At 70.4% G+C, this 22705-nt stretch carries 22 protein-coding genes; 10 read left to right on the forward strand and 12 right to left on the reverse strand.

The window, feature by feature from the left end; genetic code table 11:
* The first annotated feature begins 65 nt into the window (after positions 1-65).
* Positions 66-2927 carry a preprotein translocase subunit SecA gene (secA, locus tag QQX04_RS01650; protein ID WP_301125562.1) on the forward strand — a complete coding sequence of 954 codons (2862 nt, stop codon included), beginning with the start codon at positions 66-68 and terminating at the stop codon, positions 2925-2927.
* 112 nt (positions 2928-3039) lie between these two features.
* On the opposite strand, the gene QQX04_RS01655 is transcribed toward secA, so the two are convergent.
* On the reverse strand, positions 3040-3507 hold the full coding sequence (locus tag QQX04_RS01655; RefSeq protein WP_301125564.1) for an Rv3235 family protein: 468 nt from the start codon (positions 3505-3507) through the stop codon (positions 3040-3042).
* Positions 3504-4187: a LysM peptidoglycan-binding domain-containing protein gene (locus tag QQX04_RS01660; RefSeq protein ID WP_301125566.1), complete on the reverse strand. Its 684-nt coding sequence runs from the start codon at positions 4185-4187 to the stop codon at positions 3504-3506. Before QQX04_RS01660 ends, QQX04_RS01655 begins: the two co-directional genes overlap by 4 nt.
* Positions 4188-4451: 264 nt before the next feature.
* On the opposite strand from QQX04_RS01660, the gene QQX04_RS01665 reads away from it, so the two are divergent.
* Positions 4452-4967: a hypothetical protein gene (locus QQX04_RS01665; protein ID WP_301125568.1), complete on the forward strand. Its 516-nt coding sequence runs from the start codon at positions 4452-4454 to the stop codon at positions 4965-4967.
* A gap of 20 nt (positions 4968-4987) precedes the next feature.
* Here the strand turns inward: QQX04_RS01665 and QQX04_RS01670 are convergent, their stop codons facing one another.
* Complete coding sequence (locus tag QQX04_RS01670) at positions 4988-5197, reverse strand: helix-turn-helix transcriptional regulator (RefSeq protein ID WP_301125570.1); 210 nt, start codon at positions 5195-5197, stop codon at positions 4988-4990.
* A 57-nt stretch (positions 5198-5254) separates the two neighbouring features.
* Between QQX04_RS01670 and QQX04_RS01675 the strand changes: the two genes are divergently transcribed.
* Genes QQX04_RS01675 through QQX04_RS01685 form a run of 3 tightly spaced genes read left to right on the forward strand, consistent with a single transcriptional unit; the run spans position 5255 to position 7648 of the window.
* Positions 5255-5926 (forward strand): SAF domain-containing protein, encoded by a 672-nt coding sequence (locus QQX04_RS01675; RefSeq protein WP_301125572.1) that lies wholly within the window; start codon positions 5255-5257, stop codon positions 5924-5926.
* Complete coding sequence (locus QQX04_RS01680; RefSeq protein ID WP_301125573.1) at positions 5923-7185, forward strand: CpaE/TadZ family protein; 1263 nt, start codon at positions 5923-5925, stop codon at positions 7183-7185. Before QQX04_RS01675 ends, QQX04_RS01680 begins: the two co-directional genes overlap by 4 nt.
* A 16-nt stretch (positions 7186-7201) precedes the next feature.
* Positions 7202-7648, forward strand: a complete 447-nt coding sequence (locus QQX04_RS01685) for a DUF6912 family protein (RefSeq protein ID WP_301125575.1) — start codon at positions 7202-7204, stop codon at positions 7646-7648.
* 43 nt (positions 7649-7691) lie between these two features.
* On the opposite strand, the gene QQX04_RS01690 is transcribed toward QQX04_RS01685, so the two are convergent.
* From QQX04_RS01690 to QQX04_RS01705, 4 genes are read right to left on the reverse strand one after another with little or no spacing between them, the layout of a single operon-like run.
* Positions 7692-8483 (reverse strand): inositol monophosphatase family protein, encoded by a 792-nt coding sequence (locus QQX04_RS01690; protein ID WP_301125577.1) that lies wholly within the window; start codon positions 8481-8483, stop codon positions 7692-7694.
* A gap of 46 nt (positions 8484-8529) precedes the next feature.
* Positions 8530-9567, reverse strand: a complete 1038-nt coding sequence (rsgA, locus tag QQX04_RS01695; protein ID WP_301125579.1) for a ribosome small subunit-dependent GTPase A — start codon at positions 9565-9567, stop codon at positions 8530-8532.
* A 6-nt stretch (positions 9568-9573) separates the two neighbouring features.
* The gene (gene aroA / locus QQX04_RS01700; protein ID WP_301125581.1) at positions 9574-10899 is read right to left on the reverse strand and encodes a 3-phosphoshikimate 1-carboxyvinyltransferase; all 1326 of its coding nucleotides are present in this window, start codon (positions 10897-10899) and stop codon (positions 9574-9576) included.
* Entirely contained in the window at positions 10896-11423 is a 528-nt protein-coding gene (locus tag QQX04_RS01705) for a DoxX family membrane protein (RefSeq protein WP_301125583.1), read from the reverse strand. Before QQX04_RS01705 ends, aroA begins: the two co-directional genes overlap by 4 nt.
* 83 nt (positions 11424-11506) lie before the next feature.
* On the opposite strand from QQX04_RS01705, the gene QQX04_RS01710 reads away from it, so the two are divergent.
* Together QQX04_RS01710 and rsrA are read left to right on the forward strand one after the other, a co-directional pair.
* Positions 11507-12193, forward strand: a complete 687-nt coding sequence (locus QQX04_RS01710; protein ID WP_436968446.1) for a sigma-70 family RNA polymerase sigma factor — start codon at positions 11507-11509, stop codon at positions 12191-12193.
* Positions 12183-12428 (forward strand): mycothiol system anti-sigma-R factor, encoded by a 246-nt coding sequence (rsrA, locus tag QQX04_RS01715; RefSeq protein ID WP_301125587.1) that lies wholly within the window; start codon positions 12183-12185, stop codon positions 12426-12428. The genes QQX04_RS01710 and rsrA overlap by 11 nt, the downstream gene beginning before the upstream one ends.
* A gap of 72 nt (positions 12429-12500) precedes the next feature.
* On the opposite strand, the gene QQX04_RS14660 is transcribed toward rsrA, so the two are convergent.
* Positions 12501-12575, reverse strand: a complete 75-nt coding sequence (locus QQX04_RS14660; RefSeq protein ID WP_436968453.1) for a 50S ribosomal protein bL37 — start codon at positions 12573-12575, stop codon at positions 12501-12503.
* 236 nt (positions 12576-12811) lie between these two features.
* Between QQX04_RS14660 and QQX04_RS01720 the strand changes: the two genes are divergently transcribed.
* Complete coding sequence (locus QQX04_RS01720) at positions 12812-13903, forward strand: type IV pilus twitching motility protein PilT (protein ID WP_301125589.1); 1092 nt, start codon at positions 12812-12814, stop codon at positions 13901-13903.
* A 57-nt stretch (positions 13904-13960) separates the two neighbouring features.
* Here the strand turns inward: QQX04_RS01720 and QQX04_RS01725 are convergent, their stop codons facing one another.
* The 4 genes from QQX04_RS01725 to QQX04_RS01740 form a co-directional block, all read right to left on the reverse strand.
* A complete protein-coding gene (locus QQX04_RS01725) occupies positions 13961-14566 on the reverse strand; it encodes a GDSL-type esterase/lipase family protein (protein WP_301125591.1) in 606 nt (201 codons plus the stop codon).
* Complete coding sequence (locus tag QQX04_RS01730; protein ID WP_436968447.1) at positions 14563-18399, reverse strand: multifunctional oxoglutarate decarboxylase/oxoglutarate dehydrogenase thiamine pyrophosphate-binding subunit/dihydrolipoyllysine-residue succinyltransferase subunit; 3837 nt, start codon at positions 18397-18399, stop codon at positions 14563-14565. Before QQX04_RS01730 ends, QQX04_RS01725 begins: the two co-directional genes overlap by 4 nt.
* Positions 18400-18510: 111 nt before the next feature.
* Positions 18511-19317 (reverse strand): ABC transporter permease, encoded by an 807-nt coding sequence (locus QQX04_RS01735; RefSeq protein WP_301125595.1) that lies wholly within the window; start codon positions 19315-19317, stop codon positions 18511-18513.
* Positions 19314-20204, reverse strand: a complete 891-nt coding sequence (locus tag QQX04_RS01740) for an ABC transporter ATP-binding protein (protein ID WP_301125597.1) — start codon at positions 20202-20204, stop codon at positions 19314-19316. Before QQX04_RS01740 ends, QQX04_RS01735 begins: the two co-directional genes overlap by 4 nt.
* 111 nt (positions 20205-20315) lie before the next feature.
* On the opposite strand from QQX04_RS01740, the gene QQX04_RS01745 reads away from it, so the two are divergent.
* Together QQX04_RS01745 and QQX04_RS01750 are read left to right on the forward strand one after the other, a co-directional pair.
* Complete coding sequence (locus QQX04_RS01745; protein WP_301125600.1) at positions 20316-21626, forward strand: hemolysin family protein; 1311 nt, start codon at positions 20316-20318, stop codon at positions 21624-21626.
* Positions 21623-22657, forward strand: coding sequence for a hemolysin family protein (locus QQX04_RS01750; protein WP_301125602.1), 1035 nt, complete (start codon positions 21623-21625; stop codon positions 22655-22657). Before QQX04_RS01745 ends, QQX04_RS01750 begins: the two co-directional genes overlap by 4 nt.
* The last annotated feature ends 48 nt before the right edge of the window (positions 22658-22705 follow it).

The following is a 22705-nucleotide window of genomic DNA, read 5'->3' on the forward strand; positions in this document are numbered from 1 at the left end:
CCGGGGTGCCGCGGAGAGCGACTACGCTTGCTCGGGGTACCGCAACGACAGCAGGGAGTTCACCGGTGGGCATCATCGACCGCGTCATCCGCATCGGCGAAGGCCGGCAGATCCGGCGTCTCGAGCGGGTGGTGAGCCTGACCAACGCGCTCGAGGACGTCTACCGCGACATGTCGGACGAGGAGCTCCGCGCTCTCACCGACGACTTCAAGCAGCGTCGCGCTGAGGGCGAGAGCCTCGACTCCCTCATGCCCGAGGCATTCGCCGCGGTCCGCGAGGCCTCGACGCGCACGCTCGGCCTGCGCCACTTCGACGTGCAGATCATGGGTGGCGCCGCGCTCCACGGCGGCAACATCGCGGAGATGAAGACCGGTGAGGGCAAGACGCTCGTCGCCACCCTTCCCGCCTATCTCAACGCGCTCGACGGCGAGGGCGTGCACATCGTCACCGTCAACGACTACCTCGCGAGCTACCAGTCCGAGCTCATGGGCCGAGTGTTCCGGTTCCTCGGGATGGAGACGGGATGCATCCTCGCGGGCCAGACCCCGGAGGAGCGTCGCAAGGAGTACGCGGCGGACATCACCTACGGCACGAACAACGAGTTCGGCTTCGACTACCTGCGCGACAACATGGCGCTCGACGCGAAGCAGCTCGTGCACCGCGCATTCCACTACGTGATCGTCGACGAGGTCGACTCGATCCTCATCGACGAGGCGCGCACGCCGCTCATCATCTCGGGCCCCACCCAGGGAGACAACGGCAAGTGGTACGTCGAGTTCGCCCGCATCGCCCGCGGCCTCAAGGTCGACGAGGACTATGAGGTCGAGGAGAAGAAGCGCACCGTCGGCATGCTCGAGCCCGGCATCGAGAAGGTCGAGGCCGCGCTCGGCATCGAGAACCTGTACGACCCTGCCAACACTCCTCTGATCGGCTTCCTCAACAACGCCGTCAAGGCCAAGGAGCTCTTCCGTCGAGACCGCGACTACGTGGTGACCGGCGGCGAGGTCGACATCGTCGACGAGCACACCGGACGCCTGCTCAAGGGCCGCCGCTACTCCGAGGGCCTTCACCAGGCGATCGAGGCGAAGGAGGGCGTGCAGATCAAGGCGGAGACGCAGACGTACGCCACCGTCACGCTGCAGAACTACTTCCGCCTGTACAAGAAGCTCTCCGGCATGACCGGAACGGCGCAGACCGAGGCGGCGGAGCTGCACGCGACCTACGGCATGGGGGTCATCCCGATCCCCACGAACAAGCCGATGATCCGCATGGACCAGGCCGACCTGCTCTACAAGACCGAGCAGGCGAAGTTCACGGCGTTGATCGACGACATCCTCGAGCGCCACGACCGCGGCCAGCCCGTGCTCGTCGGCACCGTCTCCGTCGAGAAGTCGGAGCAGCTCAGCAAGGAGCTCCGCAAGCGCGGCATCGCGCACAACGTGCTCAACGCGAAGCAGCACGAGAAGGAGGCGAACGTCGTCGCCGAGGCGGGCCGCAAGGGCGCCGTCACCGTCGCCACGAACATGGCGGGCCGAGGCACCGACATCATGCTCGGCGGCAACCCTGAGTTCCGCGCCGTGCAGGTCATGGCCGAGCGTGGCCTGGACCCGCACGAGGACCCCGAGGGCTACGAGGCGGCGTGGGACGCCGTGCTCGAGGAGCAGAAGGCGGCCGTCAGCCAGGAGCACGACGAGGTCCTGGAGGCCGGAGGGCTCTACGTGCTCGGCACCGAGCGCCACGAGTCCCGCCGCATCGACAACCAGCTGCGTGGACGTTCCGGCCGTCAGGGAGACCCGGGCGAGTCCCGCTTCTACCTGTCGCTCGAGGACGACCTCATGCGCATGTTCCAGTCCGGCATGGCGGCGACGATGATGAACTCGTCGGCCATCCCGGACGACATGCCCATCGAGTCGAAGGTGCTGACCCGCGGCGTGCGTTCGGCACAGGCGCAGATCGAGGGTCGCAACGCCGAGATCCGCAAGAACATCCTCAAGTACGACGACGTGCTCAACGCACAGCGCAAGGTCATCTACGAGGAGCGCCGCAAGGTGCTCGACGGCGAGGACCTCCGCGACCAGATCGAGACGTTCGGCTCGGATGTCGTCACCGAGTTCGTGAAGGCGGCCACCCTCACCGGCGCTCCGGACGAATGGGATCTCGAGGCTCTGTGGAAGGAGCTGCGCGCCGTCTACCCGGTCTCGCTCACGATCGACGAGATCGTTGACGAGGCTGGCGGCATCTCGCGGCTGTCGAGCGACTTCCTGGTGCGTGAGCTGACCGCCGACGCGCGCGTGCAGTACGACGTCGTCGAGGAGCGCATCGGCTCCGACGTGATGCGCACCGTCGAGCGTCAGGTGCTGCTGCAGGTGCTCGACGCGAAGTGGCGTGAGCACCTCTACGAGATGGACTATCTCAAGGAGGGCATCGGTCTGCGCGCCATGGGTCAGCGTGATCCGCTCACGGAGTACCAGCGCGAGGGCTACGGCCTCTTCGAGGCGATGACCGACGGCATCAAGCGCCAGGCGATCCAGGTCCTGTACAGGGTGGAGCGTCGGGAGCCGCAGGCGCCTGCTCAGGGCGCGCCGGCCGTCACCGCTGACTCCGCGGCAGCAGCCGCCGCGAACGCCCCTGCGGCTTCTGCCGAGGCTCCCAAGCCTGCGGCGCGACGCGCGGTGGGCAGCGCCTCCTCCACCACGGGCAACGCGGCCGGCATGCAGATGACCATGAGCGCGCTCACGTACTCGGGGCCGTCGGAGGATGGCAGCGCGAAGGTCGTCAAGGGCGCCGGTGCGAAGGGCGGAGCTGCCGGAGGTGCGCAGAAGGTGGAGTCCGACGGGGCGACGTTCCCGGGCACCGCCAAGAACGCGCCGTGCCCGTGCGGCTCGGGCAAGAAGTACAAGATGTGTCACGGCAAGAACGAGGCGTGACTCGACGCGTGGCGACCCGCTGAGGCGGCGCGCCTTGCTGTAGACGGAGGGCCCGGCACCCGAGGGTGTCGGGCCCTCCGTCGTCATCAGCGGCGTGGGAGCAGGATGCGGGTCAGCCCACGTCGACTACTGTCGCCACCCAGCGCCCGCGTCGGTCCTCGACGCGGATGGCCAGCGCGTGCACCCGATCGCCCCACCGGGCGACGACGCTCACCTCGGCTGCCTCTGCCGAGACACGGCAGACGCGGGCACGGAGGATCTGAGCCGAGCCGAGGTCCTTGAGCCCTGCCCGCCGAGCGAGCGAGTGCTGCTTGGCGAGTTGGGCCCTCACGGCGGGATCGACCCAGCGCGTGAGCGGATCGACGCTCGACGCTCCGTGCACCGTCTCGAGGGCGGCCTTCGCCACCGTGCATGCCAGGGGAGCGGGATCCCCCAACGGTCTCCGGCGACGCTCGTACGGCGAGATCGGCGCGGGAAGGATCTGTGCGCGGCCCGGCCCGGCGGGTGGCCTTCGCGACGTCGGCCTGGTGCCGAGCGGCCTGATGCCGACCGAGCGCGGGGACACCGCCTCCGCGCTCACCGGGCGAGCTCCTCGGGGATCTCCAGGATCTGGCCGGGCCGGATGAGGCTCGGATCCGCTCCGATGACGTCGCGGTTGGCTTCATAGAGCAGCGGCCACGCCGCGGCGATGCGCGCGGTCTCCTTCTCGCCGAGGAGGTCGGCGGTGATCGCCCAGAGCGAGTCTCCGGCCTCGACCACCCGCGTGGGACGTGCCGTGCCTGAGCCGGCGTCGTCGTGCGTGTGCGCACCGCGCTGGGGTGCTTCGTCGTGCTCGGCGGCCCGAGGCCCGTCGATCCAGCCAGGGACCGCATCGGTCGCCCCCGCGGGCCTGGCGTACGAGGCGGCGCTCCATCCCGGCGAGGCGTCGACGCCCGCGGTCACGACCGCGACGGACCACCCCGGCGCGATGTCCGCCGCGAGAGCGGGTGCCGCGAGTCCTGCGGACAGGCCGATGCCCGCCGCCGTCGCGACGATCCGGCGCCATGCGCTCGGCGCGGCCGCGGCCGCCCACCCGGGGATGGATCCGCTGAGCGCGGCGGCGACCATGACCATCGCGCTGAGCGCCAGGTAGCCGCATACGAGGGCGCCGGCGCCCACGATGGCCGGCGCGAGGATCGCGTCCACGCCCGCGCCGGGCGCCGCTGCCCATGGCGCGAGGTCCGTCGCGAGCTCTCCGAGCGCCCACGCAGCGATCGGCATCAGCACGACCGCCGCCGAGGCTGCCGCTCTCTCACGGGCGGGCGCCCCTCCTGCGCCTCCTCGCGTCCTCGTGCCTGAAGTGCGCAGGCTCCTGTGCCTGTTCCCGTCCGTCATGCCGCCCCCGGTTCATGTCGTTTGATGACGTTTGAGGTCACTAGATATATCGGTCATCGGGCGAAATGTCCAGTTTGCGAAGATTACGAATCAGTCTCAGTTCAGACTCCCACCACCCGGGGTCGCATCTGGTGTCGCTAGGGTGACGGGATGCGGTGGGGGCAGCTCTTCGAGGACCTCGAGGGTCGCTGGCAGTCCGACCGTGCCCGCATGTTCGATGCCGAGGTCGCGGACCTGACCCGCGCGGAGCGCGCTGGCGTCGACCTCGCCGCCAGGCTCGCGGCGTCCCGCGGCGCCTCCCTCGCGCTCACCCTCCGGGATGGCTCGGCCGTGAGCGGGGTGCTGGCCGATGCCACCGCGCAGTGGGTCCTTCTGCATTCGTCTCCGGGGGAGCGGCTCGTCCCTCGCGGCGCGATCTCGGCTGTCAGGGGGCTCTCGTCTAGGGCAGTGCCTCTGGGCCGCATCGAGCAGCGGCTCACGCTCGGTGCCGCGCTCCGTGCGTTGGCGCAGGACCGGTCGTGGGTCGCCGTGCGCGCACAGGGAGCCGAGATGATCGGTCTGCTCGAGTCGGTGGGGGCAGACTTCGTGGAGGTCGCGCCCGAGGAGGGTGTTCCGGTCACCGTGCCGTTCGATGCGCTCCTCGAGGTGCGCTCCGCACAGGGGTAGCCCGTGCAGGCCGTGGATCGTCAGGCCTGGTCGGCCGCGATCCTGGCGCGCGTCGCCTCGTACTGGCGGGCGATGTAGGACTCGAGCTCCGACGCCTCCACACGCCACTGCCCGCGCCCTCCGATCTGGATCGCAGGCAGCTCGCCTGTGCGCACCAGCGCGTAGGCCTGAGGGGAGGAGATGGAGAGCACCTCCTGGACCTCGGCCAGGGTGAGGAATCGCTGCGGCATATGTCCATTGTGACCCAGGCTGAGACCTTTCTCAGCCTTTTGTCCACAATGCCCCACATGCCCCCTGCGGCGACGGCAGGATGGTTCCCCATGAACCAAGGGGTATCGATGACGTCGGCGGCACGTCCCGTGTCGGGGAGGCTCGCACGCCCGAGCTGGAGGGATCCGCGGCTCCTGGTGGGCCTCGTGCTGATAGCGGCGTCGGTCGCAGGCGTGGTCTCGCTGGTCCGCGCCGGGGACCGCACGGAGCCCTTCTACGCCGCGCGTGCCGACCTGCCGCCGGGCACCGCGCTATCCCCTCAGGACGTGGTCCTCGTCCAGGTTCGCGTGGACCAGTCCGAGTACGTCGGCGCGGCGCAGGAGATCAGCGGCGCGGTGCTGACGCGCCAGGTCGGTCAGGGCGAGCTCCTGCCCGCCTCAGCCCTCGCCTCAGAGGAGGACTACTCCTCGCGCCCCATCGCCGTCACCACCACGCGACCGGTGTCTGAAGGGATCGCGCGCGGAAGCCTCGTCGACGTGTGGCTCACCGTGGTGGACGAGGCGGGACAGCCGTCGTCGACCGCGATCGCGACCGCAGTCGCGGTGGATGAGGTCGTCACCGATGACCGAGCCTTCGCGGGCGCCGGCGCGGAGATCGTGTATGTCAACGTGCCTCAGGAGCAGCTCGCCGCCTTCCTCGACGCGCTTGCGCTCGACGGCGAGGTGTCGGTGGTCGGGGTCGCCGGGTGACGACAGCCTCCGTCGTCCTCATCGTCCGCGGCGCACGCGAGGCCGCCCTCGCCGCCGCGCTGGACGGTCATCCGGACCTCACGGTGGTCCGCCGCTGCGCGGACCTCACGGAGGGGGTGGCCGCGGTGGAGGCAGGGCACGGATCCATCGTGGTCCTGTCCGAGCAGCCTGATCTCGATCGGGAGATCGTCGCGCGGCTGTCAGCGGCCGGAGCCGTCGTCGTGGGCGCGCCTGCGACCGTCGACGCACGGGAGCACCTCGAGGCGCTCGGCACGGACGAGGTGATCCCGCCGGGAGGCGATGCCGTCGACGTGGCGGCCGCCGTGCTCGCCGCCCTCGACCGCGGAAGCCCGCTGCCGCCGGTTCCTCCCGTGCCCCCCGATCGCGGTCGCCGCGGTGCCGTGGTCGCGCTGTGGGGACCCACGGGAGCTCCAGGCCGCACGACCGTCGCAGTGAACCTCGCGGCTGAGCTGGCCGCGGCCGGGACGGACACCCTCTGCGTCGACGTCGACACCTACGGCGGAGCCGTCTCGCATGCCCTGGGGCTTCTCGACGAGGCCCCAGGGATAGCGGCGCTGGCGCGCGCCTCTCGCAACGGCGTGCTCGACGATGACGTCGTGCGACGGTACGCGCTCGAGGCCGCTCCACGTCTCCGTGTGCTGGGCGGCCTCGGGAGGCCCGAGCGATGGCCCGAGCTCTCCCGCGCCGCGCTCGATCCTGTCTGGCCCGTGCTGCGCCGCCACGCCGAGGCGACGGTCGTGGACTGCGGCTTCTCGTGCGAGGAGGACGAGAGGCTGTCCTATGACACGCGCGCTCCTCAGCGGAATGCCGCGACGCTTTCCGCTCTCGCGGAGGCGGACGTCCTCATCGTGGTCGGTCGCGCGGAACCGCTCGGGATCCAGCGGCTCGTCCATGCGTTGTCCTCGCTGGACGACTCGGGAGCGGCCGCAGGCGCGCGTCGCCTGGTCGTCGTCAACCGGGTGCGGGCCTCGGTCGGAGGCCGCAACCCCGCGCAGGCGGTGGCGGACGCGCTGCGCCGCTTCTCCGGGATCCCCGAGGTCTGGCCGGTTCCTGACGACCCACGCGCATGCGATGCGGCCACGATCGCCGGGCGCACGCTGCGCGAGACCCGTCCTCGCTCGCCGGCGGCGCGCGCGCTCGCGGCCCTCGCCCTCGAGGTGAGAGGCACGATCGCCGAGGCCGGGGCCGCGCGAGACGGTCGCGACACGGCCTCACGGGCGCGAGCTGCGGCCACCTGAGTGACAGACTGAGAGCATGCGCGTGTACATCCCCGCCACCGTCGGCCAGCTGCGGGAGATCGCCTCGGGTTCATGGGAGCCCGGACGCGGTTTCGCCGCGACGGAGCGCATGCTCGAGATCGCTCCGCAGCTCGATCCTGACGAGGTCGCGGAGGAGGTGATCCACGCCGCCGCGATGCACTCAGCGCTGGGGCTGGGGTCGCCGCTCAGGGTCGTGGTGGTCGTCGATCATCCTCGCTCGGACGTGGGTGCTGCTGCAGGCGCCGAGGACCATCCGGCGGCTGTCAGCGTCGAGGGGCGGATCCGTCTGGACTCCATCGCATGCCTGTTCGTCGACGAACCTGGCGCGGAGCCGGACGTCGCGGGCGCTGTCGCCGCCGATGAGGCCGCGCTCGACCGCCTGAGCGAGCGAGACCTCCTGTGGTACGACGTCTCTGAGATCGACGGCATCTCCCTCACCTGACGTGGCGCGTGTCCCCCGGGTCGGGGGATGCCATTGAAAGGCGTCAGCCGCGCAGGCGGCGCAGGGTCTCGTCGTGGAGCATCCCGTTCGTCGCGAGGGCGTCTGCGCCGAAAGGCCCGGGCTCGCCCGCAAGCGACGTGAAGCGGCCGCCGGCCTCCTGGACGATCGGCACGAGCGCCGCCATGTCGTGCAGCGCGAGCTCGGGCTCGCATGCGAGGTCCACCTGGCCCTCGGCGACCATCATGTAGCTCCAGAAGTCGCCATAGGCGCGCGTGCGCCACACTGACCGCGTCAGATCGAGGAATGCCGGCAGGAGTCCGCGCTCCTCCCAGCCTGACAGCGACGAGTACGACAGCGACGCCTCGGCGAGCGAGGCCGCGGAGCTCACCGAGAGGCGATGGACGTCCGCGGTGGGGGAGGACCCCCATGCGCCTGCGCCGGCGGCCGCGAACCAGCGTCGTCCGAGCGCGGGAGCGGAGACGACGCCGACCACGGGCTCGCCGCGATCCACGAGCGCGATCAGCGTCGCCCACACGGGCACCGCGCGGATGTAGTTCTTGGTGCCGTCGATCGGGTCGACGATCCACTGACGGGTGCTGTCACCGGTCGCCCCGTACTCCTCGCCCACGAACGCATCGTCGGGACGCGCGGCGGCGATGCGCGCACGCACGAGCCGTTCCGCCTCGCGATCGATCGCGGTCACCGGGGTGTCGTCGGGCTTCAGCTCGACGGTGAGGTCCTCGGAGGCGAAGTTCGCCGCTGTCAGCGAGTCCACCTCGTCGGCGATCTCGAGTGCCAGTCGCAGGTCGTCCGCGTATGCGCCGATGGGCTCCATGGGGTCAGGCTACCGGCCAGGGACCGGGTGTCAGGGCACCTGTGGATCAGTACTGTTCTCCGGCGGCGCGGGACGCGAGGAGGCGCCTGATCGAGTCCACGCGTGCGTGCCTTGTCGGATCGTCTCCTGCCCATGCGTCGAGCTCGCATCCGGCCTCTGCGGACTCGTGGCCGCATCCGCGCGGGCAGAGCTCCGCAGCAGCCTCAGCGACATCAGGGAACGCCGCGACGAAGTGATCAGGGTCCACGTGCGCGAGCCCGAAGGAGCGGACGCCGGGGGTGTCCACGATGTGCCCGCCGTCGGCAAGCGCGTACCTGACCGCGGACGTCGAGGTGTGGCGCCCGCGGCCCGTGACGTCGTTCACGTGGCCGACAGCGCGTCCCGCGTCGGGGACGAGCGCGTTGACGAGCGTGGACTTGCCGACGCCCGAGTAGCCGACGAGCACGGTGTCGTGGCCGACGAGTCGCTCGCGAAGAAGCCCGAAGCCTTCGTCGCCGAGGAGGGATCCCGCGGTCCTCGCGTCGGTCTCGACCACGGTGACGCCGAGCGGCTCGTAGACGGCCCGGAGCGCATCGGCCGACCCGAGGTCGGCCTTGGTGAGGACCAGCAGCGCCTCCATGCCCGCGTCGAATGCGGCGACCAGGCAACGGTCGATCATCCTGGGGTTCGGCTCGGGGTCGGCGAGCGCCGTGACGATCGCGAGCGAGTCGGCGTTGGCGACGATCACGCGCTCGGCCGCGTCGGTGTCGTCAGCGGTACGTCGCAGCTCGGTGGCGCGCTCCTCGCGTCTCACGAGCCGCGAGAGCGTGCCCTCCGCGCCCGACGTGTCCCCGACCACGGAGACTCGGTCGCCGATCACGAGGCCGCGGCGCCCGAGCTCGCGGGCCTTCACGGCCGTGAGCACCGTGCCGGCGGGCGCATCGGCGTCCTCGAGGAGCTCCACGGTGTACCGCCCGCGGTCGACCGCGGTGACGACCGCGAGGGTCGCGTCCGAGTGCGAGGGCCGGATCTTGGAGCGCGGTCGCGAACCCCGTCTGCTGGGCCGCACCCGAGCGTCGGACTCGTCGTACTCGCGTCGCGCCACCGGTGGTCAGCCCTCCTGGCCGAGCATGCCTGCCCACATCGTCGGGAAGTCGGGCATGGTCTTCGCGACGGTGCCGACGTGCCTCACATGGAGGCCCGGCGTCACGAGTCCCAGGATGGCGGCGAAGGTCGCCATGCGGTGGTCGTGATACGTCTCCATCACGGCGGGAGTGAGCCCGGCGGGGGGCAGGCCGCCGAAGCTCAACGAGTCGTCACCGGCCTGGCAGCGCCCGCCGGCGCGCTCGACCTCGGTGGCGATCGCGGCGAGGCGATCCGTCTCGTGTCCGCGCAGGTGTCCGATGCCGGTGAGCTGGGAGCCACCGTCGGCGAGGGCGCACAGCGCGGCGATCGTGGGCGTGATCTCGCCCGCGGGGGAGAGGTCCGCCTCGATGCCGTGCACCGTGCCATCGCCTGTCACGGTCATGACGTCGCCGTCGAGGGCACATGTGGCGCCCATGCGTGTGAGCAGCTCGGGGTAGTAGGCGCCCGGCTGGGTGGTGTGCGCGGGCCAGCCGGGGATGCGGACGGTGCCTCCTGCGACCAGCGCGGCCGCCATGAAAGGCCCGGCGTTGGACAGGTCGGGCTCGACCCGCACCTCGCGCAGCTGGATCTCGCCGGGGTGCACGATCCAGGTCCGCTCGTCGGGCTGGTCCACGCGGATGCCCGCGGACCTGAGCGTCTCGCAGGTCATGTCGATGTGCGGCAGGCTCGGCAGCGTCTCACCGGTGTGGCGGATCGTGAGCCCGTGGGTGAGACGAGGAGCGACGAGCAGCAGGGCCGTCACGAACTGGCTCGAGGCCGACGAGTCGACCTCGACCTCAGCGGGAGTCGTCGCGGGCGGTGTGACGGTGAACGGCAGCGTGCCCCGTCCGTCGTCGTCCACGGTGGCGCCGAGCGCGCGAAGCGCCTCAAGAAGCGGGCCCATGGGCCGCACCCTCGCCCCCTCGTCCCCGTCGAACGTGACCGGTCGGCGATCGCCCCGCGCGCCCGCGAGGAGCACCATGGGGGGCACGAAGCGCATCACGGTGCCGGCCAGCCCGCAGTCGATGTGGGTGCCGCCCGCGAGGGGGCCTGGGGTCACGACCCACTCCGCCTCCGCGTCGTCCACCCAGACCCCGAGCGCCCGCAGCGCGGCGATCATGAGCGAGGAGTCGCGCGAGCGAAGCCCCCCGCGGATGTGCACCGGTCCGTTCGAGAGCGCGGCGAGCACGAGGAAGCGGTTCGTGAGCGACTTGGAGCCGGGCACCTCGACGGTGGCGTCGAGCGGGCCCGAGGGCACAGGAGCAGGCCACACCTCGTCGGGTCCGACCCCGACGGGGAGGGAAGCGGTCACGCGTCGGCCTTGCGCTTCTTCTTGCGGGCGGCCTTCTTGGCAGCCTTCGCCTCGGTCTCCTTGGCCTTGGCCTCCGCAGCCTTCTCCTTGGCCTTCGCCTTGTGCTTCTGCTTGCGTGCGATGTGACGCGCGGAGTGGCCCGCGGTCGCGGCGAGCATCACGCCGCCCAGCAGCGCCAGGTTCTTGAGGAACTGCTCGGTCTCGACCTTGCGCTCCTCCTCGTCGGTCACGTTCCAGAACGGGTGGGCGAGAGCAACGGTGACGGCGGACAGCCCGGTCAGGGTGAGCGCGGCCGTGCGAGGGGTGCGTGACACGGCGAGCATCGTGGCGGCGCCGATGGTGGCGGCGCCATGGGCCTTCACGAGGTCGGTCGTCTTGACCTGGTCGTCGACGCCCATGTCCTTGAGCATCGGATCGAACACCGGGGCGGCGAGCGCCGCACGGCGCTCAGGCTCGAGGACGGACTCGATACCTCCGTAGATGAACCAGGAGGCGAGCAGAGGACGGGCGAGTGCGCGCAACATGGTTCCACCCTACTCGGCGTGGTCGAGGACGTGCAGGGGGAGTTCTCGTGTGCGGGAATGCGACGTGGTGCGGTGCCGTTGATATGTCCATGACCACGACGCTGGAGAGACCGCAGAGGACGGCGCCGGCACCCAGGGACCGGACGTCTGTAGGCTCGGACACGATGACCGCTACAGACTTCGATTTCGAGACCGAGGCGCTGTCCTTCATGGACCAGCTCTACGCGGCCGCATTGCGCATGACGCGCAACGGGGCCGACGCGGAGGACCTGGTGCAGGAGACCTACGCCAAGGCTTTCGCCGCCCAGGCCCGGTTCACGCCGGGCACCAACCTCAAGGCCTGGCTCTACAGGATCCAGACCAACGCCTTCATCAACACGTATCGCAAGAAGCAGCGTGAGCCGAAGCGCTCCGATGCGGAGCAGGTCGAGGACTGGCAGCTGGCCGCCGCGGCCGAGCACACGTCGTCGGGCCTCGCGTCTGCGGAGGATGCCGCGCTCGACTCGCTGGGCGATGACGAGGTGAAGCAGGCGCTCTCCGAGCTCTCCGAGGACTTCCGGATGGCCGTGTACCTCTCGGATGTCGAGGGGTTCGCGTACAAGGAGATCGCGGAGATCATGGACACGCCTGTCGGCACCGTGATGTCCCGCCTGCACCGTGGTCGCAAGCTGCTGCGCGAGAAGTTGAAGGACTATGCGGCCGAGCGCGGGGTCAAGGACCACAAGGCGGCCGCCAAGAAGACGGGGAAGGAGGTGCAGGATGGCGCATAAGGCTGAGTGCGAAGAGGCCCTGGACCGCCTCTTCGAGTACATCGACAACGAGCTTCCGGATGATGAGCTGATCCGCATCGGCGAGCACCTGAAGTCGTGTCCGCCGTGCGAGGCGGAGCACAAGATCAACGAGAAGATCAAGCGCATGGTGCACTCCACAGGAGGCGAGGTCGCGCCCGGCGACCTGCGCAGCCGCGTGCTTGCCACCATCCGGGAGGCACGCACCGTCGAGTGACGGACGACCCCAGGATGCACGAGAGCCCGCCCCGGTCTGACCGGTGGCGGGCTCGTCGTCTTCAGGGGGCGCTCAGGCGTTGGGACGCTTGCCGTGGTTGGCGCCCGAGTTCGCGCGGGACTTGCGCTTGCGGCCTCGCTTGCTCATCACTTCCCCCTTTCCGGGACGCTGGCGGGCAGTTGCTGACGGACGATTGTCCCACAGGCACTGCGATGCGCGCACCTTCCGCTCGCACGAGGCCGACGGCGGGGCGGCCGGGCGGTGGAGCCGCCTCAAGTGCGGGCAGTGGAGTGCGCCACAGACGCCGCGCGCGGCCGGCGCGGAGGCGCTAGCCTGCGGACAGGCCACTCAAGGTTCCGATCCGTCCTGCCGAAGGAGCACTCGTGAGCGATCAGCAGCCTGTCTCCGTCATCCCGTTCCTGCACGCTCTCGCGTCCACGGGCGGTTCCGATCTGCACTGCAAGGTGGGCTCCGCGCCGCGCATCCGCGTCGATGGGCGGCTCCGCAAGCTCCAGGTGCCGCCTCTGACGCCTGAGGACACCCGCAACATGGTGGCGCAGGTGCTCCCGGAGGAGCTCGTCGCGCAGTTCCGTGACATCCATGAGGCCGACTTCGCCTTCTCGCTGTCCGGCGTGGGTCGCTTCCGTGTCAACGCGTACGTGGCGCGCGGCACCGATGCGCTCGTGTTCCGCCGCGTCGCGATCGGCGCCCAGCCGATGGAGGAGCTCGGGCTCCCGCCGGTGCTCGGCGAGCTGGCGCTCGAACCGCGAGGACTGGTGCTCGTCACGGGACCGACCGGGTCGGGAAAGACCACCACCCTCGCCTCGATGGTGGATCTGATCAACGAGCAGCGCGAGGTCAACATCATCACGATCGAGGACCCGATCGAGGTGCTGCACACCGACAAGAAGGCGATCATCTCGCAGCGCGAGGTGCGCTCGGACACGCTCGACTTCACCAACGCGCTGCGAGGCGCCATGCGTCAGGACCCGGACGTGATCCTGGTCGGTGAGATGCGTGACATCGAGACGGTGCGTGCGGCGCTCACGGCAGCCGAGACGGGCCACCTGGTGCTCGCGACCCTCCACACGGTCGACGCGCAGGACACGATCAACCGCATCGTCGACTTCTTCACCCCTCACGAGCAGGGGCAGATCCGTGCGACTCTGTCGCAGACGCTGCGCGGCATCGTGTCTCAGCGCCTCGTGCGCCAGGCGGACGGTCACGGCCGCAAGCTCGTCGCCGAGGTGATGGTGAACAACGGCCGCACCGCAGAGGCGATCGTGGACCCGGGAAGCCAGCCTCCGATCGTCGACCTGATCGCCGAGGGCGAGTACTACAAGATGCAGACCTTCGACCAGCACCTGTTCCAGCTGGTGCGCGACGGCGAGGTCTCGTACGAGGACGCGATCGCGATCGCCTCCCGTCCGCACGACCTGTCCGTGACGCTCCGCAACGAGGGCATCATCGCCTGACAGACGAGAAGCCCCGGCCGTCAGGCCGGGGCTTCCGCATGTCCAGGGGTTCGAGGGTCAGGCCTCGGTGCGCTCGAGGCCGAGCCAGTCGTGCCAGGCGGAGTGCAGCACGAGCCACGCCATGAGCCCGTAGCCGGCCTGCTGCGGCAGTCCATCGCGGCCCGTCGCCATGTCGGTGATCCACTGCTCATGACGCGCGAGCGGGCTGTACATGTCGATGTACGGCACTGCGCGCCGGGACGCGGCCTCCTCGCACAGCGCGGCGAGCTCGGCGATGCGGGGGTTCTGCTCCTCGGGGCCGGGTGGCGGGCCGGCGAGCATCGCAGAGAATCCGAGCGCGTGGGCGCGGTCGAGCGCGTTCGCGATGTTGAGGCGCGTCATGGTGGGCGAGACGCCCTTGACGACGTCGTTGCGCCCCACCGCGAACAGGACGTGACGGGTCGAGCCGCCGGTCGCGTCGGCGGGGCCGACCCTGCGAAGCGCCTCCTCGTCCCACCGGCTCGTCATCTCGCCGGTGGTCTCGCCGGGGACGGCGATCACGTGGAAGGCGAGGTCGGGCGCGAGGGGCAGGGTGCGGGCCGCGACCCTCCCGGTCCATCCGAGTGCCTTCGGGTCGCCGAGCCCGGCGACCAGCTCGTCCCCTACGAAGAACACATCCTTCATCGTGCGAATGCTCGCGACACGAGCTCCTCCTGCTCCTGCTTGTGACGAGACGCCAGCCCGGAGGCCGGCGAAGCCGATGCAGGTCGTGAGATCACCGTCACCGTGGCGTCGATGATCTGGGGGAGGCTGAGCGAGATCTTCGACCACGCTCCCTGGTTCTCCGGCTCCTCCTGGACCCACACGACCTCGGCACCATCGTAGGGGGCGAGCGCCTCCCTGATGGCGTCGTGCTCGAGCGGGTACAGCTGCTCGAGCCGGATGATCGCGGTGGAGTCGTCTCCGGAGCGGTCGCGATGCGCCTCGAGGTCGTAGTAGACCTTGCCGGAGCACAGCAGGACGCGGGTGACGTTCTCCGGGTCCACCGAGTCGGGGATGACTTCACGGAACGTGCCCGAGGTGAAATCCTCGACGTCGCTCGTGGCCGCGCGGAGGCGGAGCATCGACTTGGGCGTGAAGACGATCATGGGGCGACGCGGGCGGTCGTACGCCTGCCTGCGCAGCAGGTGGAAGTAGCTCGCCGGGGTGGACGGCATCGCGGCGATCATGTTGTTCTCCGCACACAGCTGGAGGAAGCGCTCGATGCGGGCCGACGAGTGGTCGGGGCCCTGACCCTCGAAGCCGTGAGGCAGCAGCAGCACGACGGACGACGACTGGCCCCACTTCTGCTCGGCCGACGAGACGAACTCGTCCATGATCGTCTGGGCGCCGTTCACGAAGTCGCCGAACTGCGCCTCCCACAGCGTCAGCGCGTCGGGCCGCTCGACCGAGTAGCCGTACTCGAAGCCGACGCACGCGTACTCGCTCAGGGGCGAGTCGTAGATGTGCAGCCTCGCCTGGTCCGCGCTGAGGTACAGCAACGGCGTCCACTCGGCGCCCGTCGAGCGGTCGTGGAGCACAGCGTGGCGCTGCACGAAGGTGCCTCGCCTCGTGTCCTGACCCGCGATGCGGATCGGCACGCCCTCCTGGAGGAGGCTGCCGAACGCGAGGATCTCGCCGTAGCCCCAGTCGACGCTGCCGTCGCGGCTCATCTGCTCGCGTCGCTCCATGAGCTTGGCGAGCTTCGGGTGGATCGTGAAGCCCTCGGGCGGGCGCGTGTGCGCACGCCCGATGCGCTCGAGCTGGCTGGCGGCGACCGCCGTGCGCCAGCCGACCATGACGCCGGCGTCGAGCGACTGCGAGCTGGGCACCTCGAGCCCCGAGATCGACTCGGTGTCCGTCTGGAAGCCCTCGCGGGTCTCGAGGAACACGCGCTCGAGCTGCGCAAGGTAGTCCCGGGACACCTGGTCCGCCTCGTCGGTGGTGATGTCGCCGCGTCGGATGAGGGATTCGGTGTAGAGGTGGCGGACGGAGCGCTTGGCCTCGATGAGGTCGTACATGCGCGGCTGCGTCATCGACGGGTCGTCGCCCTCGTTGTGGCCGCGGCGGCGGTAGCAGACCATGTCGACGATCACGTCGCGGTGGAAGGCCTCGCGGTACTCGAAGGCGAGCCGTGCGGCGCGCACGCATGCTTCGGGGTCGTCGCCGTTCACGTGGAAGATCGGGATCTGGTAGCCCTTCGCCATGTCGGTGGCGTAGCGCGTGGATCGCGAGTCCTGGGGGCCGGTGGTGAAGCCGACCTGGTTGTTGATGATGACGTGCACCGTGCCGCCGACGCGGTAGCCGCGCAGCTGGGACATGTTAAGCGTCTCCTGGACGATGCCCTGGCCTGCGAAGGCGGCGTCGCCGTGAATGAGCACGGGGAGCACGGGGTAGCCGTCGGTCGCCGGGTCGGCGCCGAGCGCGTCGAGCTTGGCGCGGACGATGCCCTCGAGGACGGGGTTGACGGCCTCCAGGTGAGACGGATTTCCCGCGAGGTACACCTGCGTCGTCTCACCGGACTCGGCGGTGAAGACGCCCTCGGTGCCCAGGTGGTACTTCACGTCGCCGGAGCCCTGGACGGAGCCGGGCAGCGCGGTGCCGTCGAACTCGGAGAAGATCTGCGAGTACGACTTTCCTGCGAGGTTCGCCAGGACGTTGAGGCGGCCGCGGTGCGCCATGCCGATGCACACCTCGGCGATGCCGGAGACGGCGGCCTCGGACAGCACGGCGTCGAGCAGCGGGATGAGCGACTCGCCGCCTTCGAGCGAGAACCGCTTCTGGCCCACGTACTTGGTCTGCAGGAACGCCTCGAAGGCCTCCGCGGCGTTCAGGCGGCGCAGGATGCGCAGGTGCTCCTCGCGGGACGGCCGCGTGAAGCCGTGCTCGAGCCGCTCCTGGAACCACAGGCGCTGGGCGCGGTCGGCGATGTGCATGTACTCGAGGCCGATGGTGCGGCAGTAGGCGTCGCGCAGGCGGTTGAGGACGTCGCGCATGACCCAACGGTCCTCGCCCGCGAAGCCGCCGGTGGGGTAGACGCGGTCGAGGTCCCACAGCGTGAGGCCGTGGGTCTGGACGTCGAGGTCGGGGTGCTTGCGCGGCCGCGAGCTCAGCGGGTCCACATCGGCCATGAGATGGCCGCGCGAGCGGTAGGCGTGGATCAGCTCGGCGAGCTTCGCGGGCTTGGCGGCCTCCGTCGCCTCGTCGGTCGCCGAGTCCTGGATCCAGCGGACCGGCTCGTACGGGACACGCAGCGCGGAGAAGACGCGATCGTAGAAGCCGTCGAGGCCGAGCAGCTTGCGGTGCACGATCGCGAGGAACTCGCCGGACTGGGCGCCCTGGATCACGCGGTGGTCGTACGTGGAGGTGAGGGTCATCACCTTCGACACGCCCAGGCGGGCGACCGTCTCGGGGTTGGCGCCCTGGTACTCGGCCGGGTAGTCCATCGCGCCGACGGCGATGATGGTGCCCTGTCCCTGCATCAGGCGAGGCACGGAGTGGACGGTGCCGAGCGTGCCCGGGTTGGTGAGCGAGATGGTGGTGCCCTGGAAGTCCTCGGCCTGCAGGGTTCCCTGGCGGGCGCGCTTCACCACGGCGTCGTACGCGGTCCAGAACTGGTCGAAGTCCATCTGGTCGGCGTGCTTCACGTTGGGGACGAGCAGCTGACGGGTGCCGTCCTCCTTGGCGAGGTCGATCGCGATGCCCAGGTTGACGTGGTCCGGCCGGCTGATCGCGGGCTTGCCGTCGGCGTCGGAGGTGTAGAACGCGTTCATCGCCGGCAGCGCGTCGAGTGCCTCGACGAGCGCGAAGGCCACCAGGTGCGTGAAGCTCACCTTGCCGCCGCGGGTGCGCGCGAGGTGGTTGTTGATCACGACGCGGTTGTCCTGGAGCAGCTTCGCGGGCACGGGCCTCACCGACGTGGCGGTGGGGACCTCGAGCGACGACTCCATGTTGGTGACGACGCGCACGGCCGGGCCACGCAGGCGTTGCACGCCGTGGTGGTAGTCGCGCGACTCGCGCTGTTCGTGGTCGGGGCTCTGCAGGTACAGCGCCGTCGGCGCCTGGGCGGTGGCGACGGGCTGCGTGTGCGTCGGCTCCTCCACGCGGCGAGGAGTGTCGGGTTCAGGCTCCACCGGCGTGGGCGCCTGCGCCGCGGGCGTGGTCTGCTCGACTGCGGGGGGCGCGGCGGGAGCGGGTGACGCTGCAGGCGTCGGCTCTGTCGCGACGGCCTCGTTGCCGTGCGTGGTGGGGACGGGGACGGTGGGGACTGACGTAGCGCCGGAGGGGGACTCCTTGGCCGGCTCGACCTCCGGTGCCGGCGTCCTTGCCGGCTCGTGCTCCGCTGCCTTGCCGCCGCCTACCACGAGGGAGGCGACGGACGGGGCGTCCGCGGCGTGCACGATGGAGGTGCGGTCGGTGTCAGGCGCGCTGGTGTCGGGGGACACTTGTGGGCCGCTCACTTTCTCGCGATATCGCATCGGTGCGGTGGTGCTTCTCCCTATCATCGTGCCTCATTGTGCGGGCGTGAACATGCCCGGTGTCATTTGGGCAAATCGTTACGCACGCTGGGACGACGCGGCGGGCCTGTGTCAGGTCACGTCGCGGCGCAGCGTCGTGAGCCAGCCGATGCCCGCCGCGACGGCTCCGTAGCCGAGCAGCACGAGCAGCCCGGCCCACGCCGGCAGCAGGTCGGAGAGCCCCGTCGTCGAGTAGAAGCTGCCCCCCGCCAGAGCCTCGCCTGCGGCCCCGGGAAGGAACCGGGCGATCGGTGCGGCGGGCTCCCAGAATCCGAGGGCGAGGCGCAGGATCGGCTCGACGAGCTGGGTCCATCCGAGCACGGTGACGATCGCCGCGACCTGGTTCGTGATGACCGAGCCGAAGCCGACGCCGACGAGCATCCACGCGGCCATCGCGACGATGGACAGCCCGATCGATCGAAGGACGTCGGCGTCATCGAGCATGGTGGGCTCTCCTGCGAGCCCGAGCGCGGCGGCGCCGACCGCGACCGCTGTGGCCGCGGATGCGGCGCCGTAGAGCCCCGCGAAGGGCAGCGCGGCCGCGAGCTTCCCGAGCACGAGCCGACCGCGGCTCGGCTGCGCGAGCAGGGTGGTCGCGAGGGTGCGGTGCCGGAACTCGCCCGTCATGAGGATCGCGCCGAACGCGAGCGGGAACGCGTAGCCGAGCGAGACTCCGAGCGTGTACACGGTGATCGCCATGTCCTTGGGGGCGATCGTGAGCGCCTGTCCGTCGGGACCCGTGCCGGTGTCCCCGAAGGTGAGCGCGAGCGCGAAGGTGCCGGCGAAGAACGCGATGGTACCGATCATGAGGATCAGGAGGATCCACCACAGCCGGGTGGTGGTGGCCTTGCGCAGCTCGGCGCGGATCGAGGCGATCATGCTGCCTCCTCCGTCATCCGCAGGAAGACCCTCTCGAGGCTCTCGCCCCTCTCGGTGAGGCCGTGGACCTCGAGCTGTGCCGCGTGCGCCGCGGCGCCGACCTCGGCGGCGGTGGTGCCCGGGATGACGGCGGTGACGGAGTCCTCCATGAGGGCGTCCGGCCAGCGGGAGACGAGCCTCCGCAGGCCCGCCTCATCGGGGGAGCGCAGGACGGTCTCGGGGGAGGCGAGAGCGTGGAGGTCGGCGAGCGGGGATGCGTGGCGGATCCGTCCTCGGGCGATGACGACGACGTCGTCCACCGTCTGCTCGACCTCGGCGAGCAGGTGGGAGGACAGCAGCACCGTGCCGCCGCGTGCGGCGAAGGAGCGTACGAACGCGCGCATCCACGTGATGCCCGCGGGGTCGAGGCCGTTGGCGGGCTCGTCGAGCACGAGCGCGGCAGGGTCTCCCAGCAGCGCCGTGGCGAGACCCAGCCGTTGGCGCATCCCGAGCGAGTATCCGCCGACCCGGCGGCCTGCGGCGTCGGCCAACCCGACCATGGCGAGCACCTCGTCGCAGCGGGAGTCCGGCACACCGGCGAGCGGCGCGAGCGTGCGGAGGTGGTCGCGCCCCGTGCGGCCGGGGTGGAACGCCGGCTCAAGGTGGGCGCCGACGACTGCGGCGGGCCTGGGGAGCTGGCTGAAGCGTCGGCCGGAGAAGGTGATGGCGCCCGCGGTGGGGGCGATGAGTCCGAGCGCGCTGCGGAGGGTGGTGGTCTTGCCCGCGCCGTTCGGGCCGAGGAAGCCCGTCACGCGGCCTGGCTCTGCGGTGAACGACACCGCGTCGACGGCGAGGACGTCTCCATAGCGCTTGGTGAGTCCCGCGACTTCGATGCGAGGGCCGTCCACGATGCCTCCTTGAGAGTTGTTATAGATAATTTATAACAGATCTCTGCTGTACCGGCGACGTGCGCCGCTGTATCCTTACGACACCATGGACCCTGACAGTACCGGCCCCTCATGACCGAGTGGCTGCTCGTCGGCGCCGGCGTGCTCCTCACGCTGGGAACCGCGGTCTTCGTCGCCGCGGAGTTCTCGCTCGTCGCCCTCGACCCGTCCCAGGTGGACGAGAAGGCCAAGGGTGCACGCCGCATCCGACGCTCCCTCAAGCACCTCTCCACCCAGCTCTCGGGAGCGCAGGTGGGGATCACCCTCACCACGATCCTGCTCGGCTACACCGCCCAGCCGGCGCTCTTCGAGCTCCTGAGCATCCCGCTCGAGTCCACGAGCCTCGTGCGCGGCGCCGCCGCGGGCATCGCGGGCACCCTCTCCCTCGTCCTCGTCAACGCGTTCTCCATGCTGTTCGGCGAGCTCGTGCCCAAGAACGCCGCGCTCGCGGACCCGTGGCGCACCGCGCGCGTCGCAGCGCCCCTCAACGCCGGCTTCACCGTCGCGCTGAGGCCCGTCATCGGTCTGCTCAACGGAGCGGCGAACGGCATCCTGCGACTCGTGGGCATCGAGCCCAAGGAGGAGCTCTCGGGCGCGCGTTCGCGGCAGGAGCTCGCAGCCCTGGTGCGACGGTCCGCCGAGGCGGGCACGCTCGCCCCGTCCACCGCGCTCCTTCTCAAGAACTCGATCGACATGGACGACCTGACTGCGATCGACGTGATGACGGACCGCACGCGCATGCAGTCGCTCTCCGCGAGCGCGAGCGTCGAGGACGCGATGTCGCTCGCGCGCGCCACAGGCCACTCGCGCTTCCCGGTGTGCGGGGACGGGCCCGACGACGTGATCGGCCTCATGCATCTGCGCGCCGCATTCGCGGTGCCCGCGCATGAGCGCGCCGCCACTGCCGTCGCATCGATCATGGTCGACGCGCCTCGGGTCCCTGAGACCATGCCGCTCGCGCCCCTGCTCGTCGAGCTGCGAGGCCTCGGGCACCAGTGCGCGATCGTCGTCGACGAGTACGGCGGCACGGCCGGCATCGTCACCCTAGAGGACGTCGTCGAGGAGCTCGTGGGCGAGGTCGCCGATGAGCATGACAGGCGTCGCGTGGAGGCCTACCGCACCGCAGGCGGCTCATGGATCCTCCAGGGCCTCCTGCGGCCCGACGAGGTCCACGAGGCGACCGGCCTCACGATCCCCGAGTCCCATGCCTACGAGACGGTCGGTGGCTTCGTCATGGCGCGCCTCGGACGCGTCGCAGAGGTCGGCGACGAGGTCGCCTCCGAGGGCGTGCGCGTGCGCGTCGAGCGGATGGACGGGCGTCGCGTGGACAGGGTGCGGCTCGAGAGCGTCACGGCGCCCGACGCTGACGGGGCCGACGCATGACCGCGGGCATGGTCGCGACGATCGTCGCGCTGCTCGCCGCGAACGCCTTCTTCGTCGGCGCCGAGTTCGCGGTCATCTCCGCGCGCAGGTCTTCGATCGAGCCGCGCGCCGAGGCGGGTTCCCGCGCCGCAGGAACCGTCCTGTGGGCCATGGAGAACGTGTCGCTCATGCTCGCGACGGCACAGCTCGGCGTGACCGTCTGCTCGGTGAGCCTGGGCGTCGTCGCCGAACCGGCGCTCGCCCACGCGCTTGAGCCGACGCTCCACTCGTGGGGTCTTCCGGATTCGGCGGTGCACGGTGTGGCGGTGGCGATCGCCCTGCTCGTCATCGTCGGACTGCACGTGGTCGTCGGTGAGATGGTCCCCAAGAACGCGGCCGTCTCGAGCCCGGATCGCGCCGCGCTCCTCCTCGGACCGCCGCTCGTGCTGCTCGGCAGGGTCGTCAGGCCGATCATCACCGCCCTCAACTGGCTCGCGAACGCGGTCCTCCGACTCGTGGGCATCGAACCTCGGGACGAGGTCACCTCGGCGTTCACCGCCGATGAGGTGCATCAGATCGTCGAGCGGTCCAGCGAGGAGGGCACCCTGTCCGACGCGGCGGGCCTGCTCACCGGCGCGATCGAGTTCTCGGACAACGTCGCGTCCGACGTGATGGTCCCGCTCTCCTCCGTGCGCTCCGTCCCCGTGGGGGTGACGGTCGAGGACTTCGAGGTGGCGGTGACCGCCACCGGGTTCTCCCGGCTGCCCGTCATGGACGGCCCGCGATGCGTGGGCTACCTCCACATGAAGGACACGCTGTTCGCGCGCCCCGGAGAGCGCGAGGAGCCGATCCAGTCGTGGCGCGTGCGCGACCTGCCTGCGGTCGACCACCGCGACTCCGTGGAGTCGGTGCTCGCCCGCATGCGCTCCACCGGCGCGCATGTCGCCTCCGTGGAGCGCGACGGCGAGGCGGTCGGGCTGCTGTTCCTCGAGGACATCATCGAGGAGCTCGTGGGCGAGGTGCGCGATTCGATCGCGCGCGGTCGCGTGTGAGAGGGTGGCGTTTCCGAAATGAGAGGTTGGTCACCTGTTATTCGACCT

The organism is Demequina zhanjiangensis (assembly GCF_030418315.1).
Classification (GTDB): Bacteria; Actinomycetota; Actinomycetes; order Actinomycetales; family Demequinaceae; genus Demequina; species Demequina zhanjiangensis.